The following is a 17,234-nucleotide window of genomic DNA, read 5'->3' as shown; positions in this document are numbered from 1 at the left end:
CCGGCGGCCATTTTTTTGTGCATGCGAAACGAATTATTTGCGCGAGAGCACGGCGAGCATTTCTGCAAGCCATTGCGGCGAGCAGGTAAACGGTACCCAGCCGAAGCCGGTATGACGCAACAGCATGAGCTTGTTGCCCTGGGCCACGGTCTGTGCCGCGATGACCGGGTCTTTCGTCGCCGCAAATGACTTGCCGGGCACAACCTGAAGTGGGATCTCTGGCGTCATCGTCGCGCGTGCCTGCGCGAGTTGATCGATCATCTCGGAGATATCGTTCGGTCCCAGCGCGACGGTCTGGCCACCAATCGTCATCGTGATCACGTTTTGTTGAGGACGCGCAACCTGCAATGTCGGGGGCTCGGAGGGCGCTACCGGCGTCGACGCTGGTGTCGATGCCGGTGCATTCGTCGCTTTGTTGTCTGCCGAGAGATTGCCCACGCGCTGTGCGAGTTCGTCGAGCTGCGCCTGAATATCCATAAGAACTTGTTCCGTACAACGAGACATAAGCGCTCGATTCTACCTTCAAGCCATCGGTCGACGACGTAACAGGGTGTATGTGTTGCGTGCCGTACGACTACGCGAAGGGGCGCACACCGATCAACGGGCCGTGTAGCCAGAACGCGAAGACGACCCAGGCAACGACGCCGACGATGACCGTCACGACCGCGCCGCTTGCGGTGCCGGTCGAAGCACTCGCGTTCTCGAAGTGGTTCGGGTTGCGGTCACGGCCGCGATCGACGACGAAAGAGACGATGCCCCACACGAAAAAGGCCCCGAAAAGCAGGGCATCGGCGCCGCTGCCGTTGGCAAGCAGGTGACCGAGTGCCCAGCATGCAGTGCCGAGCACCATCGGGTGACGCACCGATGCCTTGATCGGATTGTTCGGGACATAGGTCGACGCGATCAGAACGAACGCAATCAGCGTCAGCAGTTCCGTCGCATGACGCATGCCGGGCGGTGCGATCCAGAGCGGCGCGCTCGTTTTGCGCGCCATGCCGAAGCCAACGATGATGAGCACGAACCCGACAATCGACGCAAGGGAGTACACCCCCTTCCAGCGCTGATAGCCGAGCTGCGCGATCCGCGCATCGCGCCAGTCGCTTGCGACGATGTGGATCGAATGCATGCCAAGAAACAGAACGAGACCTGCCAGCAGAAGAATCATCGATGCTCCTTATCGTGGGGTATTGCAACGACGGACTGCATGAAAGCCGGGTGTATGCCCGGTTCGATGTCAACGCACATGTGCTGCGGATTATCGCCGAACTCGATGGCGCACCGGGCGATCGGTTATGCTCCTTGCCCAACCGTATCCTCTCGAAGGCACAGCATGGATCGCTTGCAGGCGATGACGACATTCATTTCTGTTGTCGATACAGGCGGCTTTGCTTCGGCCGCTCGCAAGCTCGCCGTTTCGCCTTCCGTGGTCAGCCGGGTCGTGACCGAACTCGAGGACCATCTCGGCGTGCGATTGCTCACGCGCACGACGCGTGTGGTGCGTCTGACTGAAGCGGGCAGTGCCTATTTCGAGGACTGCAGGCGCATTCTCTCGGAGATCGAAGACGCCGAGCTGTCCGCCGCGGGTACGCACGGCTCACCGCGCGGGCAGCTCGTCGTCACCGCGCCGAGTTTGTTCGGTCGCATGCACGTGATGCCGGTCATGACGGACTATCTCACGCGTTATCCCGATGTCGACGCCCACTGCTGGTTCGTCGATCGCGTCGTGAATCTCGTCGAGGAAGGCATCGACGTCGCGGTGCGCATCGGCCCGCTCGCGAGTTCGTCGTTGCAGGCCGTGCGAGTCGGCGCGGTGCGCCGGGTTTTTGTAGCATCGCCGGCCTATCTCGAGCAACGGGGCGCGCCCGAACAACCCGACGACCTTAACTCGCATATCACGATCTCGACGTCGGGGAGTTCTGCACCCACCGAGTGGCGCTTCGTCGTCGATGGGCAATCGGTAGTGTCGTCGGCGCACCCACGTCTGAACACGACGACGAACGATTCGGCAATCGCGGCCGCGGAGTCGGGCTTCGGCATCGCGCGCGTGCTGTCTTATCAGGTTGCCGATGCGGTGCGCGAAGGGCGTCTGCGTATTGTGCTGTCGCCGTTCGAGCAGCCTGCCGTGCCGATTCACGTGATTCATCGCGAAGGCCGGAATGCCGCGCGCAAGGTCCGTGCATTTCTCGATCTCGCCATCGAGACGCTGCGCTCGAACCCGGCGCTGAGCGATCCCGCCGCGCTCGAGTAGAAGCGGCGTTTCGTATTCTTCCCTTGACTTGCTGGGTTGAATTGCTACTATGCGCACCGCGTACATCTCCTGCACGGTGACCCTCATGAGCAGCCCTCAACAAGTCTTTCTTCGCGATGCGATGCGCCGCCTCAACATGACGCGCGATGCGTTTTCGAATCGTATCGGCGTGTCGCGACGCGCGCTCGACACATGGCTCTTACCTGAGGATTCCGCGGAAAGCCGCGCGATGCCGGATATCGTCGAGCGTTTTGTCACGGAGATCCTCGGCAGTGCGGCGACCGAAGCCGGTGCTACGCAAAGCGTACATTCGTCGACCGCGGCAAGCCAGATCCTGTTCGAAGGCCGGCCGCAACTCATTTCGGTCGATCAGTTTTCGCGCGATTCGGTCGAAGCGCTGTTCCGCGTGGCCGATGTCATGCAGCCCATCGCACGACGCCAGAAGATTTCGCGTGTGCTTGAGGGCGCGGTGCTCGGCAATTTGTTCTTTGAGGCCAGCACGCGGACGCGCGTGAGTTTTGGCGCGGCATTCTGCCGGCTTGGCGGTTCCGTCTGCGATACGACCGGCTTCACGTTCTCGTCGATGGCCAAGGGCGAATCGATTTACGACACGAGCCGCGTGATGGCGGGGTATGTCGATGCACTCGTGGTGCGGCACCCGGAACAAGGCTCCGTAGCCGAGTTCGCACGCGCGACGCACGTGCCGGTGATCAATGGCGGCGACGGACCCGGTGAGCATCCGAGTCAGGCGCTGCTCGATCTCTATACGATCCAGCGCGAATTCTCGCGGCTCGGAAAGATTGTCGACGGTGCGCATATCGCCTTTGTCGGCGACCTCAAATACGGCCGCACGGTGCATTCGCTCGGCAAGCTGCTTGCGCTTTACCGCGGCCTCAAAATCACGCTGATCGCGCCGCGCGGGCTCGAAATGCCCGATCACATCATCGACAAGATCTCGACCAACGGCCACGTTGTCGAGCAGACGCAGAATCTCGTCGAAGGCCTCAAGGGCGCCGACGTGGTCTACGCGACGCGTATTCAGAAAGAGCGTTTCGCCGACGAGTCGATCGAGGGTTACACGCCTGATTTCCAGATCAATCAGGCGCTGCTCGACGCGGCGTGCGGACGCGACACCTTGCTCATGCACCCGTTGCCGCGCGACAGCCGTCCCGGTGCGAATGACCTGAGCGTCGACCTCAATCACGATCCGCGGCTGGCGATTTTCCGGCAGACGGATAACGGCATCCCGGTGCGGATGGCCTTGTTTGCTGTGCTGCTGGGCGTGGATCGCCAGGTGCAGCATTCGATGCGCGACGCAACGTGGCGCCATCCGACCTATCTCGGGCCGGACGACGCGGTGTTTCACGGTATCGATTAAGCGGTCGATCGACTGAACGGCAATTCGACCGAGCGGTAATTCGCCTAAGCGAGCCGTCGACTATGCGAGCCGTCTACTCAGCGAGCAGTCGATGACGCGGTCAATCGACGCGCTCGTTACGTTGCGAGCGGGCACCAGATTTCGACGACGCCACTGACGGTGGCCGGGTCGAACTCTTCGCCATAGCGTTCGAACATCGGCGTCGGTGCAAATTGCTCGCCCGACGTCGGCAGCCAGTCGCGCCAGATCTGCTCGCACGTTCCGCGGATACCTGAGACGTGCCCCTGATGCCGGAATACCGCATAGCGGCCCGCGGGAAGGGTGACGATCTGGAAGGTTCCGTCGATGCCGTCGGTGCTCGACACTTCGACACCGGCGAGATAGTCAAAGCCCGTCTGATCGGCGTTGTAGCTTAGGCCCATCGTGGCGCGACCCATCTGGTTCGGCACTTTGCCGATATGCGGGCCAAAGCGTTGCCATAACGCCGGGATACCTTCACTGGCCGTGTACGTATAGTGCTCGCCGAGCCCGGCGACCAGACGTTGCGGTGCATCGACGAAGCGGGGCAATTCGAGTGCAGTGCCTTGCGAAGACGTCATGACGTGACCCTCCCGGTGGATGTCGGCGCTTGATTCTACGCGCGGCGCGGGGCGTTTTGGTCGGTCGCGGTGCACGTATTTGTACTGACGGCGGACGCCTTCGCTGCGTGCGTGTCCGCACGTCATGACATGCCCGGTTCGCCATGTCCGATGCGAGGCATCAGGCTCGTCCTTTGCTACTCCGTGCGTCCGCTGCGCATGTCGTGCGTCGCGTGTTCACGACAGGCCGCTCTGAGCGGTTTTTTGTGCATCGCTACAATCCTGCCGGGTGAGCGGTCCGTGCGCGTTTCGCGCAGGGGCCGTCGCATTCATTTTCCGCAGGGCCATGATGCTCGACGAACCGTATCGTCACCGCATCTCTAACCGGAGTTATGTATGGCAAAGCAACGTCTGATGGGTGTCTTGTTGGCTGTTTCGCTGGCGGCCGCGTCGCAGGCCGGGTTCGCGCAAGTGGCAGGCGGCGCGACGCTGGGCGTGACGGTCGAGCAACAAGAGCTCGTGATCAATGGCTGGAGCGTCAAGAAGACGATCATCGGCAAGAAGGTGCTCAACGAGAACGGCGACACGGTCGGCACGATCGACGACATCATCATCGCGCCGGAGGGCTCGGTGTCGTACGCCATCATCGGCGCGGGCCATTTCCTCCACGTCGCGCGTCATGACGTGGCGATTCCCGTGTCGCAAATCGACGTGAACGACAACGGTCAGTTCGTGCTGGCCGGTGCGACGCGCGACGCGCTCAAGCAACTGCCGGTGTTCGAATACGCGAAGGTCAAGACGAAGCCGGTTTCGCGCAAGGAAGCCGAGCATCACTGATCGCAGGGCTTGAACGGAAGGTCCTGCTCGATGAGCAGGACCGGTCTGACCGGAAAGCCTGAAGCGTGGCCGGCATGGTCGAGCAAGGCCGCAGGCTCGAGCCGAGCGTGCGGCTTATCGCTTCTTCGATGCCGCGAGTTCCGTGAGCGCAGTCAATGCCTGTGCCACGGTCTGACGCGCCGTATCGATCACCACACGTTCGCGATCCCACGGTGCGTAATCGTGCGCGAGCACGTCCTGCCAGGTCGGCATCCGATGCCCCGCGATATCGGCCTGCCGCGTTTCCACGCGCCGCTGATGTTTGACGACGTCCGAGCACACGGTCTCGACTTCGATCACGGGCACGCCGACGCGCTGCCCGATATCTCGCCATGCATCGCGCGTGACCGCAAGCGGGTTCACGCAGTCGGCGACGACCGCGAGTCCAAGGCGCAAATTGTCTTCGGCCACGGCGTAGGCCGTCACATAGCCTTCGACACCGACAAAGGTGTCACCGCCGCGCGCACGCAGAATGGCTTGCTCGATCGAGTCGATGCGAAGATGCACGCCCGCGAGTGCACGCGCGAGTCCGCGCGACAGCGTGGTCTTGCCGGTCCCGGGCAAGCCTCCGATAACGATCAACATATTCAAAAGTCCTTGCGCACCGAGCGGGGTGCGCGGCCCGGACAGGTGCGGCCCGCACGCTATCTGTACGGCCCGCACTATAGCGTGACTTGACCTTGCGCGATAAGGGGACAGGCAGTCTGCGCTGGCGGTCGCCCCCCGCACGCGTATAGAATGCTGCGCTTTGCCCGCGCTTCCCATGTGGTTCAAGAATCTCCAGCTTCATCGTCTGCCCGCTCCGTGGAAAGTCACACCGGAGCAAATGGAAAAATGGCTCGCCGCGTACGCATTCGTCCCTGCGGGCTCGATGGATATGCAAACGCAGGGCTGGGCGTCGCCACGCGACAATGGCCTGCTTGCGCACCCGGTCAACGGACAGTTGCTGCTGGTCTATCGGACTGAGAAAAAATTGCTGCCGGCATCGGTGGTCAATCAGGTTACCAAAGCACGTGCGCAGGAAATCGAGGAGCAGCAGGGCTTCAAGCCCGGGCGCAAGCAGATGCGCGAGCTCAAGGAGCGCGTGACCGACGAGCTCATGCCGCGCGCCTTCAGCATTCGTCGCGATACGCGCGTATGGATCGATCTCGAACGCGGGTGGCTCGTGATCGACGCCGCATCTGCCGCGCTCGCCGACGATATCCGGTCGTTGCTCGTCAAATCGATCGATCAGATCCCGCTGGCAAGCGTCCGCACGGCTTCGTCACCGGTCGCCGCCATGACGCGCTGGCTGTTGCCTGATGAAGCGCCCTACGGCTTTACTGTGGACCAGGACACGGAGCTGCGTGCGATCGGCGATGGCAATGCGACGGTGCGCTATTCGGGGCATTCGCTCGAAGGCGACGAAGTCCAGCGCCACCTCAAGGAAGGCAAGCAGTGCATGCGGCTCGCGCTGACGTGGAATGATCGCGTGTCGTTCGTGCTGACGCCGTCGCTGACCATCAAGCGCGTGGCGCCGCTCGACGTCATCAAGGACATGTCGGATCCGACGATCCAGGGCGAAGACGAGACGTTCGATGCCGATCTCGTATTGATGACCGGCGAGTTGTCGAAGATGTTCGGTGATCTCGTCGATGCGCTCGGCGGAGAAGCGAAGGTCTGAAGCAGGGTGCGTGAGGCGCAAGAGCAGTCAAGAGAAGCGCACTCGTGCCTCACAATCGCAACGCTCGCGCCGCGACGTCAATGGCGTACGGAGGCATCAGGTTTCTCGGCTACCGTGGCGCGCGCGCCTTGCCGCGCAACGGGTCAAGCAGGGGCTTGAGCCCGTTATGGTCGATCTCCTGCATCAGTGCGAGCAAGCGACCGATTTCGCCCTTGGGAAAGCCCTCGCGCGCGAACCAGTTCAGGTAGTGCCCCGGCAGGTCCGCGAGCACGCGACCCTTGTACTTGCCGAACGGCATTTCAAGGGTCACGAGGCGTTCGAGATCTTCGGGCTTCATCGTGTTGGCGGGGCCGACTGACGGTCAGGCTGAAGGTGCACCCAAGGCTCAGGCCGCGAGCCGTTCCACCAGCTGGATCAGCGAGTGAATGATCTTGATATGGACTTCCTGCACGCGATCGGCATAGCGGTCGTGCGCGACACGGATTTCGATATCGGCGAGCCCTTCACGCGCAATCGCGCCACCGTCCTTGCCCGTCAATGCAATGATCTTCATGCCGCCGTCGCGCGCTGCGCGCATGGCGTTCATCACATTCTTCGAATTGCCCGATGTCGAAATGGCCAGGAGCACGTCGCCCGGACGGCCAACCGCTTCGACGTAGCGCGAGAAAATAAAGTCAAAGCCAAAGTCGTTACCCACACATGACACGTGGCTGACATCGGAAATGGCGATTGCCGGAAAGCCCTTGCGGTTCTCGCGGAAACGTCCCGTCAGTTCTTCGGCGAAATGCATCGCATCGCAATGCGATCCGCCATTGCCGCACGACAACACTTTGCCGCCCTCGGCAAAGGCGCTCGACAGCAGGCGCGCAGCATTCGCGATCTTCTCGAGCTGGGCGGGGTCATTCATGAAACGTTCGAGCACGGACGCGGCCGTTTCGAATTCGGCGCGAATTTCGCGAATCAGCTCGGCTTGCTGGTTCGTGTCGACGGTCAGCTCGGACATGGTGCAACTCCTGCAAATAAGGCTTGAAAATGTAAATCTTAGCGCGGTTTGATGAACGCTTAGCCGATCACCAGACTCAGCGCGTGAATCAGCACACCGACGAGGCCGCCGACGATCGTGCCGTTCACGCGAATGAACTGCAGATCGCGCCCGATATTGAGTTCGACGTCGCGCACCAGTGTGCGATCGTCCCACTGGCGCACGGTGGTCGAGATATGGCGCGCAATGCTCTGGCTCAGCTCTGGCGCAAGGCCGCGCATCGCTTCATGCATATGTGTATTGATCGAAGCGCGCAGGGCAGGATCGTCACCGAGCGTGCGTGCAAAGGTGCTCGCGGCCGATACGATCTTCGCGCGCAGCGTCGAATCGGGTCGCATCATGTCTTCACGCAGCCAGCGCGTGAAGTCGTCCCACAAGCTGTTCACGTACGCACGCAGTTCGGGGCGTTCGAGCCATTGATGCTTGTGCTCATCGATGCGCTGCTTGAATGAAGGATCCGACTGAAGCCGCTCGATAAACGTGGCCACCGTGCGATCGAAGGCCTGACGCCGCTCGTGATCGGGGTTCGATGCGATGTCGCTGAGCCACTTGCCCGCGCCGCGCACGAGGCCGCCGGCGAACTTGAAGCCGAGGTCTTCCGCCTTGAGTCCGACAAAGCCGAGCGCACCGATCAGTGTCGGATACTCGTCGCCGGCGATCTGCACGATCTTGTCGGCCAGCATTTGCTGGATTTCCGGCTTTTCGAGCCATGCCGACAGCTCGCCGAGACCTTCGTCGAGCAGCCGTTGATGGCGACCGTCAGCCGTCAGCGTCGACAGCAGCCCGCCAACGCCACCCGCGAGATCGAAGCCTTCGGCACGGCGGCGCAGCGTCGCGTAGAGCATGCCTTTCACATGCTCGTCATCGATCAGCTCGAGCATCTGGCTGGTCGCAACCAGCGCCTTTTCGCCGAGCAACGCCGCGTTGCGGGGTTCTGACAGCCACGACGCGAGGCGCTGCGCCGGATCGAAGCTCGCGACCTTGTCGACGAGCGCATCGGCGCCGAGGAATTTTTCCTGCACGAACTCCGCGAGGTTGTCGGCGACACGTGCCTTGTTCGCGGGCAGGATTGCCGTATGCGGAATCGGCAGGCCGAGCGGGTGCCTGAAAAGGGCCACCACGGCGAACCAGTCGGCGAGCGCACCGACCATCGCCGCCTCGGAAAACGCCGTCAACCAGGCCCATGCGCCCTGATCGTGATGATGTTTCGCGAGCGCAAACAGCGCCGCTGAGACGATCAGCAGGCCGGTTGCGAAAAACTTCATTCTGTTGAGTGCCGCGCGCTTGCCAGGTGCTTCCATGGAGAGGGAGTCTGATTTTCGAAGACGCGTATTGTCCTCGATTTCGGGCAATCGCTGCACAGTCGCGCCGCGGCGCGTGTCGGCGGCATGACGTGCGAGGTAATTGGTCCGCATCGGGCGTGCGCCTAAGATACGTCCAACGATCAGCCAATGAGGACGAGGCACACGGAGGTCAGGTCAAACGGAAGCCGGCGCGCGTGGCAGCGAAGCAGCAGGGCAGCAAGACCACGCGCCGGGTCAGGGCAGTGACGATGCGCTGATCCTGCACGGCGATGCACGATCCGGCATTGCGTTGGACGATTCTCCGGGGCATTGGAGAATTGAGCAACGATCGTGCAGATTCGGGTATTCACCGAAGCCGGGCTGGAACCTACTATAACAACCGTGCCGATACCGCATGCTTCGTTGACACCGAAGCCTGTATCGGAGACCGGACCGCTGCCTGTCGACGAAGGGACACTGACCCACGACGCCGCGCGTACCGCCTTTGCTTGATTTCTTTTCGTCCGGAACGCCGCGCGCGCGGCGGACTCGACGACCACTGACTTGACACCCGGCCGTACCCGGTTGCGTTCGCGCAAACCCGGGCGGGAGAGGGCTTGCCTTCCCGGGACCGCAGACTTATCGACACGAGGTATCGACATGATCGATCGTATTCAGGCGATGAGGACTTTTATTCGCATTGTCGACAGTAACAGTTTTGCCCGCGCCGCCGAGTCGCTCGGCATGCCACGCGCGCGGGTCACTACATTGATGCAGGAACTCGAAGCGCTGCTTGGGGTGCAGCTGCTCTTGCGCACGACGCGCCGGCTGAGTCTGACGATTGAAGGCGCATCGTATTACGAGCGCTGCCAGCGGATTCTCTCCGATCTCGATGAGATGGAAGCCGACTTGCGTGGCAGCACCGACAATATCCGCGGCCTGCTGCGCGTGGAGATGCCCAGTGCGATTGCGACGGCTTTGGTGCTGCCGTCGCTGGGCGAATTTCACGCACGCCATCCGCATATCGAAGTGGCCGTCGGTTTCAGCAGCCGGCAGGTCGACCTTGTCGGCGAAGGCGTGGACTGCAGCATCCAGTTCGGCGAATTGCCGGATTCGGGCCTGGCCGCTCGCAGGCTTGGCATGCTCGAGCACGTGACGTGTGCAAGCCCGACGTATCTCGCGCGGCGTGGTATGCCGGAGACACTCGACGATTTGCGTGAGCACGTCGCTGTCAATTGCGTGGCCTCGCAAACGGGTCGCAAGATGGGCTTCGATTTCGATATCGACGGGGAAGCGGTCGAAGTCAAGGTCGATGGCTTCGTGCAGGTGTCGGAGGATCACGCGTATCTGACGTGCGGCTTGCAGGGGTTGGGGCTGATTCAACCCACGCGGCTGTCGGCGGAACCGTATCTGCGCTCAGGACAATTGCGTGAAGTGCTGGGTGCATGGTCGCCGATGCCGACGCCGGTCAGCGTGACCTACGTCAAGAGCCGCCAGGCATCGCCGCGCGTGCGCGCATTCGTCGACTGGCTCGTGGAGCTCTTCGAGATCCAGACGCAGGATGCCAGCGCTCGCGCGGTGTACGGCAACACCATCGCATCGCTGACGGCCTCGGCCAAGGCCACGCTCGCGCGTCGCGCCCAGAACGACCCCGAGCTCGAAATGCAGGCGTGAATGGACGCGTCTGCCTGAGTCGGCGCACTGGCTTAAGCAGACGCGCCGGGTTGAGCCGACAACCCTGCTTGAGTCGATATGCAGGCTTGAGGTTGTTTCGGTTGTTTCGGTTGTTTCGGTCGTTTCGGTCGTTTTGTCATTTCGGCCGTGACCGAAGTATCGGTCGGGGAATCGTGGGAAGATGGCCCCCATGGATGCCCCGACATTAGTTTCTCTCGATGAAGCGCTCGCGTCGCTCGGTTCCGCGTTGGCCGAGCCCGCGCGGGCTCGCATGCTGTGTGCGCTGATGGACGGCCGCGCGCACACGGCGACTGAACTGGCGCTCGTTGCCGAAATCAGCCCCTCCACAGCAAGCGGTCATCTCGCCCGGCTCCAGGACGACCGATGGATCCGGTGCATTCCGCAGGGCCGCCATCGCTACTACACGCTCGCCGACGACGACGTCGCGGCGCTGATCGAAACGCTGCTGGGCGTCGCGCAGCGCGCGCGATCGCCGATGCGCACCCACACCCCCGATTCGCTGCGTCATGCGCGCACCTGCTACAACCATGCAGCCGGCGAGTTAGCCGTCGAGCTGCTCGACCGGATGCTTGCGCGGGAATGGCTGATTGCCACGCACGATGGCTATGCGTTGAGTGACGCAGGCCGCACGGCCTTTGCGAAAATCGGCCTTGACGATGAAACTTTGCAGGTTCGCTCCAGGGGACGCCGTCACTTCGCCAAGCCCTGCCTCGACTGGAGCGAGCGACGTCCGCATCTGGGCGGCGTGCTCGGCGCGGCACTCCTCGACACCCTCATAGACAAACGCTGGGCAATTCCCGAACTCGACTCGCGCGCCCTGACCGTGACGGCGCGGGGTCAGCGCGCGCTCGACGACTGGCTCGACAAGCACGACTGAGCATTTGTTTCAGCCTGTGTCAGCCAATTCGTTCGCGCCCGAAAACGCGTAACATGGCCCGTACTTTGTGCTGAGTGTGGGTCTCGCGAGATGAGCGAACGGTCGGCTGCGGAAGCGGCGAATCCATCGGATCACGATGTTGTGTCCGGCACGGTCGTGTCGGATGGTACGCAGGCGCTCGATGCGCTGGCCGATTTTGTCGAGCGGCATCCGCGACTCTTTATTCTTGGCGGCGCCGGCGTCAGCACCGAATCGGGCATTCCCGATTACCGGGACGAGAACGGTGAGCGCAAGGGCCGCGACCCGATCATGCTCAAGGACTTCCTGAAATCCGATCTGTCGCGCCGGCGCTATTGGGCGCGCAATATGATCGGCTGGCCCACCGTGCAGCACGCACGGCCCAATGCGGCGCACCGCGCGCTGTCTGAACTTCAGAAGCTCGATCGCGTCGAGCGGCTCGTGACGCAGAACGTCGACGGTCTGCATACCGCAGCCGGCAGCACGGGCGTCATCGAACTGCACGGCAACGTGGCCGATGTCGTCTGCATCGAATGCGGATACCGTCATGCGCGCGCCGACATCCAGATTCGTCTTGAACGCGAGAACCCCGACTGGCTCACGATGAACGCGCTGCCGTTGCCCGATGGCGACGCGCGGCTCGAATCGGATCGCTTCGACCTGTTCCATGCGCCCGACTGCGAGCGATGCGGCGGCGTCATCAAGCCCGACGTCGTGTTTTTCGGGGAGGGCGTGCCGCGCATGCGTGTCGATGCCGCGCTCGCATCGCTTGCGCGCGCCGATGCGATGCTTGTGGTCGGATCGTCGCTGATGGTCTATTCGGGTTTTCGCTTTTGCGACCAGGCGGCGAGGGCGGGCACGCCAATCGCGGCGGTGAATATCGGACGCACGCGGGCTGACGGATTGCTTTCACTCAAAGTCCCCGTGTCCTGTGGTGAGATCTTGCCGGCGCTCGTTGAGCGACTTACGCAGAGTGCCGCCAAAGCAGCGTGTTTTTAGCCTGTTTATAGTCTGTTCTTTGTCTCTTCGTCGGCCGCACCCTAGGCAAAACCCTCGAAGTAACAAGCGTAGTTACATACGATGAATGGAATATGATGTCGCCACGCCGCGCGCGGCCGGTGTTTGACCGGTTGTGCAATGGCATCGCGAGCGAGGCTCAGTGCCTGCAGCGCGTAATACGCAAGGGTGATCGACAAGCCGATCGCGCAGCTCATTACGCAAAGCAGATCGCATAAAGCTGATACGCGGTGACAAGGGAGGCGTCGCTTCACGTCGTATGCTGGCAATACCCGCTGAACATTACGAAATGTAAGGAGCCGCGCCGCCGCGCGGCATCGTGCGTAGACGAGGGAACGCACGCAGCTGAGCCCGATGACGCTGATTGACATCATAAAAAATATGACTCAAGACTCCGTTTCCGGATATTTGCTCGCAGCGCTGCCCGCCGCGGTCCTTGTCGTGACCGATGGCCGGATTGCGTTCGCGAATCAGGCCGCGCGCCGCCTGCTCGAAGCCGACCCCGGCGTCGAGGGCTGGGCGTGCAGCGAGGTCGTCGGTCAGCCGATCGTCGACTACGTGCACCAGCTCGATCAGTTCCACGCGATCAGCCGCATGCGACGTTCGGCGCAAAGCGCGACGCCCAATGCGCCGGTCGAGTTGCGCGTGCGCACTTGTCGCGACAACGTTCGTGTCGTGCTCGTGACGAGCGTGTCGGTCGAGTTCGAAGGGCAGAACAGCGTGCTCATCACGGCGCTCGAGGTCGGCCGCGGCAACGCGATCGGCGATCGGCTGCGTCGCAGCGAGGAGCACTTCCGCCGGCTCTTCGAGAATATGCAGGACGTGTACTACCGGACCGATTCGAAAGGCGTCGTGCAAATGGTCGGGCCGGGCGTGCGGCGCGTGCTCGGCTATGAGCCGAACGAGATCGTCGGGCGTGACGCGGCCGAGTGGTATCCGAACCTGTCGGACCGCGACGCTTTTAAGGAAGCGATCCGTACCTACGGGGAAGTGGCCGATTTTCCCGGCCAGATGGTGCGCAAGGACGGCCGCATTATCGATATCTCGATCAGCAGCACCGCGCTGTATGACGAAGACGGGTGCTTTGCGGGCGTCGAGGGCATCTATCGCGACGTGACCGAGCGCAAGGATCTCGAGCGCGAGCTGCGCCGTCTCGCCAGCATCGATTCGCTGACCGACATCCTGAACCGCCGCGCGTTTATCGAAGCCGCGCAAGCGCGCCTCAACGATCCGTCCTCGCGGGGCGATCTCACGCTGCTGCTGCTCGACATCGATTACTTCAAGTCGATCAACGACCAGTATGGACACGCCACTGGCGACTCCGTGCTGGTGCGTTTTGCCTCGGCGGTCTCGGAACAGATTGCCGAAACGGATCTGTTCGGCCGTCTCGGCGGCGAAGAGTTCGCGATCGTGGTGCACCATACGCGGCCCGAGCAGGTCAGGGAGCTGGTGTCGCGCGTGCTGGCTGCAGTCCGCGAGATCCGCCTCGAAGGCGGTGCGCGTCCTCCGCGTGCCGTCACCGTCAGCATCGGCGCAGCGCTGCGCACGCGCGCCGATCATCGTGTCGAGCAATTGCTCGACCGCGCCGACCGTGCGCTCTATCAGGCCAAGCATAGCGGCCGCGATCGCGTGTTCTGGGAAATGACGGCGTGATGTCGGATTAATCGTTTTTTCCGGCATCCGCGCTGTCTGTATCCGTCAACGATACGGATTGCCGACAATCCGCTCGTGATCGCCACGACAATCTATCGTTTCCTCCCGCCATGAATGCGTGCGAAAGGCACGCTTCACGATTTCGACACGGTTCGCTCCGTATGCTGTCGGCGGCTCGCATTGGACGCGGCTTGTCCTGCCGTTGTCATGCTGCCGACTTCAGGAGGACGAACACATGGTGTTCCACTCGTCTCGAGCCGTGCCCGATTCGCTTGGCGCCGAGCACCGCCCCAAGCGTGTCGTCACGACCCTGTGCCTGATGTCGATCGGCGCGGTCGTCTGTTTCAGCCTTGCCGCGTGCGGCGGGCGTGATGACGACGCCAGTCAGCAAAGCAACGCCTCGTCGAATGCGGCGACCCCGCAGTCTGCTTCACTGTCTGACCCCTCGACCGTCGCCAACGCCGCCAGTCCAGCCTCCAACGGACTTGCACCGCCGGTCATGCACTACGCGCAGTAAGCCCGCGCGGCCGGGGTCCCCCGCTCACAGCACACGAGTGCCCGGCCGCACATGACTCCCCCTTTGCGGAAACGTCTGACCATGACATCGAATAATCGACGTGAGTTTTTGCGTTCGCTGGCCGGCACTGCCGGCGCTGCGGCCGCGATGAGCGCCTTGCCGGCTGGTATTCGCAACGCACTCGCGCTGCCTGCCCACAACGAGAAGAAGAGCATTGAGGACATCGAACACATCGTGATCCTCATGCAGGAAAACCGTTCGTTCGACCACTACTTCGGCACGCTGCGCGGCGTGCGCGGCTACGGCGACACGCGCGTGACGCCGCTGCCGAGCGGCAAGCCCGTCTGGCATCAGCCGAACCCGGCGACGGCCGGCGAAGTGCTGCCGTTCCACCCGGACGCACCGAACCTCGGTCTGGCATTCATCGAGGATCTGGCGCACGACTGGACGACGACGCACGCGGCATGGAACAACGGTCAATACAACCAGTGGGTCCCTGCGAAGGGCACGACCACGATGGCCTACCTGACGCGTCAGGACATCCCGTTCCACTACGCGCTCGCCGATGCGTTCACGATCTGCGACGCGTACCACTGCTCGACGATGGCCCCGACCGACCCGAACCGCTACTACATGTGGACGGGCTGGGTTGGCAACGACGGCTCGGGCGGCGGCCCCGTGATTGACAATGCAGAAGCAGGCTACGGGTGGTCGACGTATCCGGAGTTGCTCGAGCGCGCCGGCGTGTCGTGGAAGATCTACCAGGACATCGGTCACGGTCTGACGGCGGCAGGCTCGTGGGGCTGGACAGGCGACAACGCGTACATTGGTAACTACGGCGACAACTCGCTGCTGTACTTCCATCAGTATCAGAACTCGACGCCGGGCAGCGCACTGTATGAAAAGGCGCTGACGGGCACCAATGTCCTGAACGGTGGCACGTTCTTCGACGTGCTCAAGGCCGACGTCAAGAACAACACGCTGCCGCAGGTGTCGTGGATCGTCGCACCGGAAGCCTATTCGGAACACCCGAACTGGCCGGCGAACTACGGCGCGTGGTACACGAATCAGGTGCTCGAGGTGCTGACGTCGAACCCGGAGCTGTGGAGCAAGACGGCACTGATCATCACGTTCGACGAAAACGACGGCTTCTTCGACCACATCCCGCCGGTGTTCGCACCGGGGTCGTCTGCCGCGGGCCGCTCGACGGTCGCGCTGACCAACGAGTATTTCGCCGGCAACGCCACGTATCCGGCCGGTCCGTACGGCCTCGGGCCGCGCGTGCCGATGATCATCGTGTCGCCGTGGACGAAGGGCGGCTACGTCTGCTCGCAGACGTTCGACCATACGTCGCTGATCCGCTTTATCAACAAGCGCTTCGGTCACCAGTACGGCATCCAGCAGGAAACGAACATCACGCCGTGGCGCAAGGTGGTGTCGGGCGATCTGACGTCGGCGTTCAACTTCGACAATCCGAATGACGCCGTGCCGTCGCTGCCGAGCACAACGTCGTATGCACCGCCCGATAATCTCCGTCACCCCGACTACAAGCCGACGGTACCTGCGACGCAGGCGCTCCCGAAGCAGGAATCGGGTATGCGTCTCGCACGTGCATTGCCGTACGAATTCTTCGTGCACGGCCGCATCGACGGCTCGGACGGCAAGTTCCATGTCGCCTTCAGCAACACGGGCGATGCGGGCGCGGCGTTCCTCGTCTACCAGAACGACGGCGTGATCGCGCCGCTGTGCTACACGGTCGAGGCAGGCAAGAAGCTCGAAGACGAACTCATCATCACGCCGACGCTGGCCGGCGCGTATGCGTTCTCGGTCTTCGGCCCGAACGGCTTCCTGCGCGAGTTCCGCGGCAGCGCGGCATCAAGCCTGCATGGCAGCGTCAATCCGGAAGTCGTCAACGGCTATGACGTCGCCAACGGCAATATTCAGCTGCGCCTGAAGAACAACAGCAACAAGACGGTCACGTTCACGGTCGCCAACGCCTACGGCAGCGGCAAGCCGCGTACGTTCAAGGTCAAGTCGGGCGACACGTGCGAGGACTACTGGGATCTGCGCGCCAGCTACGGCTGGTACGACCTGACGGTGACGGTCGATGCGGACAAGGCGTTCTCGCGCCGCCTGGCCGGCCACGTTGAAAACGGCCGCGCCAGCGCAAGCGATCCTGCACTGGGCGTCTGAGTGGAAATGACGTTTCGGTACCGGGAGTAGGTAGCGTAGCGGCGTTGAGCGTCTGAGGCGGCCCGGCTACCCCATGGGAGCCGGGCCAGGACCTGCGGATCGCATTCCCCGGCCGAAAAACAAACGAGGCATCAGGTCAGACCTGATGCCTCGTTTTTATTTGTTCGTATTTCCCGGTATCCGGGCTACCGGATAC

The 17,234-nt window shown here is 62.6% G+C and carries 17 protein-coding genes; 10 read left to right on the top strand and 7 right to left on the bottom strand.

Annotated features, from left to right (window positions below; translation table 11 throughout):
- Positions 1-33: 33 nt before the first annotated feature.
- Both ACMFWR_RS22045 and ACMFWR_RS22040 read right to left on the bottom strand, forming a co-directional pair.
- A complete protein-coding gene (locus ACMFWR_RS22045; protein WP_413196817.1) occupies positions 34-477 on the bottom strand; it encodes a hypothetical protein in 444 nt (147 codons plus the stop codon).
- A 97-nt stretch (positions 478-574) separates the two neighbouring features.
- Positions 575-1,165: an NnrU family protein gene (locus tag ACMFWR_RS22040; protein ID WP_413196816.1), complete on the bottom strand. Its 591-nt coding sequence runs from the start codon at positions 1,163-1,165 to the stop codon at positions 575-577.
- 165 nt (positions 1,166-1,330) lie between these two features.
- On the opposite strand from ACMFWR_RS22040, the gene ACMFWR_RS22035 reads away from it, so the two are divergent.
- Both ACMFWR_RS22035 and ACMFWR_RS22030 read left to right on the top strand, forming a co-directional pair.
- Positions 1,331-2,248: a LysR substrate-binding domain-containing protein gene (locus tag ACMFWR_RS22035; protein WP_413196815.1), complete on the top strand. Its 918-nt coding sequence runs from the start codon at positions 1,331-1,333 to the stop codon at positions 2,246-2,248.
- 85 nt (positions 2,249-2,333) lie between these two features.
- Complete coding sequence (locus tag ACMFWR_RS22030; RefSeq protein WP_413196814.1) at positions 2,334-3,626, top strand: aspartate carbamoyltransferase; 1,293 nt, start codon at positions 2,334-2,336, stop codon at positions 3,624-3,626.
- Positions 3,627-3,742: 116 nt separating this feature from the next.
- Here the strand turns inward: ACMFWR_RS22030 and ACMFWR_RS22025 are convergent, their stop codons facing one another.
- Complete coding sequence (locus ACMFWR_RS22025; RefSeq protein ID WP_413196813.1) at positions 3,743-4,225, bottom strand: GyrI-like domain-containing protein; 483 nt, start codon at positions 4,223-4,225, stop codon at positions 3,743-3,745.
- A 375-nt stretch (positions 4,226-4,600) separates the two neighbouring features.
- On the opposite strand from ACMFWR_RS22025, the gene ACMFWR_RS22020 reads away from it, so the two are divergent.
- The gene (locus tag ACMFWR_RS22020; protein WP_413196812.1) at positions 4,601-5,041 is read left to right on the top strand and encodes a PRC-barrel domain-containing protein; all 441 of its coding nucleotides are present in this window, start codon (positions 4,601-4,603) and stop codon (positions 5,039-5,041) included.
- Positions 5,042-5,155: 114 nt separating this feature from the next.
- Here ACMFWR_RS22020 and ACMFWR_RS22015 read toward each other — a convergent pair whose 3' ends face one another.
- Positions 5,156-5,665, bottom strand: coding sequence for an AAA family ATPase (locus ACMFWR_RS22015; protein WP_413196811.1), 510 nt, complete (start codon positions 5,663-5,665; stop codon positions 5,156-5,158).
- A 178-nt stretch (positions 5,666-5,843) separates the two neighbouring features.
- Between ACMFWR_RS22015 and ACMFWR_RS22010 the strand changes: the two genes are divergently transcribed.
- On the top strand, positions 5,844-6,743 hold the full coding sequence (locus ACMFWR_RS22010; RefSeq protein ID WP_413196810.1) for a recombination-associated protein RdgC: 900 nt from the start codon (positions 5,844-5,846) through the stop codon (positions 6,741-6,743).
- Between the two features lie 109 nt (positions 6,744-6,852).
- Here ACMFWR_RS22010 and ACMFWR_RS22005 read toward each other — a convergent pair whose 3' ends face one another.
- The 3 genes from ACMFWR_RS22005 to ACMFWR_RS21995 are packed head-to-tail and all read right to left on the bottom strand — an operon-like array spanning position 6,853 to position 9,200.
- On the bottom strand, positions 6,853-7,080 hold the full coding sequence (locus tag ACMFWR_RS22005) for a DUF3820 family protein (protein WP_413196809.1): 228 nt from the start codon (positions 7,078-7,080) through the stop codon (positions 6,853-6,855).
- A 48-nt stretch (positions 7,081-7,128) separates the two neighbouring features.
- Complete coding sequence (lpcA, locus tag ACMFWR_RS22000; RefSeq protein ID WP_413196808.1) at positions 7,129-7,746, bottom strand: D-sedoheptulose 7-phosphate isomerase; 618 nt, start codon at positions 7,744-7,746, stop codon at positions 7,129-7,131.
- Between the two features lie 59 nt (positions 7,747-7,805).
- Entirely contained in the window at positions 7,806-9,200 is a 1,395-nt protein-coding gene (locus tag ACMFWR_RS21995; RefSeq protein ID WP_413196807.1) for a DUF445 domain-containing protein, read from the bottom strand.
- A 528-nt stretch (positions 9,201-9,728) separates the two neighbouring features.
- On the opposite strand from ACMFWR_RS21995, the gene ACMFWR_RS21990 reads away from it, so the two are divergent.
- From ACMFWR_RS21990 to ACMFWR_RS21965, 6 genes are all read left to right on the top strand, one after another.
- Positions 9,729-10,742: a LysR family transcriptional regulator gene (locus ACMFWR_RS21990; protein WP_413196806.1), complete on the top strand. Its 1,014-nt coding sequence runs from the start codon at positions 9,729-9,731 to the stop codon at positions 10,740-10,742.
- 190 nt (positions 10,743-10,932) lie between these two features.
- A complete protein-coding gene (locus ACMFWR_RS21985; RefSeq protein WP_413196805.1) occupies positions 10,933-11,640 on the top strand; it encodes an ArsR/SmtB family transcription factor in 708 nt (235 codons plus the stop codon).
- 90 nt (positions 11,641-11,730) lie between these two features.
- Positions 11,731-12,657 (top strand): NAD-dependent protein deacetylase, encoded by a 927-nt coding sequence (locus tag ACMFWR_RS21980; RefSeq protein ID WP_413196804.1) that lies wholly within the window; start codon positions 11,731-11,733, stop codon positions 12,655-12,657.
- A gap of 399 nt (positions 12,658-13,056) precedes the next feature.
- Positions 13,057-14,328 carry a diguanylate cyclase gene (locus tag ACMFWR_RS21975; RefSeq protein ID WP_413196803.1) on the top strand — a complete coding sequence of 424 codons (1,272 nt, stop codon included), beginning with the start codon at positions 13,057-13,059 and terminating at the stop codon, positions 14,326-14,328.
- A gap of 235 nt (positions 14,329-14,563) precedes the next feature.
- Positions 14,564-14,845: a hypothetical protein gene (locus tag ACMFWR_RS21970; protein WP_413196802.1), complete on the top strand. Its 282-nt coding sequence runs from the start codon at positions 14,564-14,566 to the stop codon at positions 14,843-14,845.
- A gap of 81 nt (positions 14,846-14,926) precedes the next feature.
- Positions 14,927-17,038, top strand: a complete 2,112-nt coding sequence (locus ACMFWR_RS21965; protein ID WP_413196801.1) for a phosphocholine-specific phospholipase C — start codon at positions 14,927-14,929, stop codon at positions 17,036-17,038.
- The last annotated feature ends 196 nt before the right edge of the window (positions 17,039-17,234 follow it).

The sequence above is a fragment of the Pararobbsia alpina genome (assembly GCF_965118125.1).
GTDB lineage: Bacteria > Pseudomonadota > Gammaproteobacteria > Burkholderiales > Burkholderiaceae > Pararobbsia > Pararobbsia alpina_A.
The sequence above is the reverse complement of the archived record's forward strand: the minus strand, read 5'-3'. Positions and strand labels throughout refer to the sequence as shown.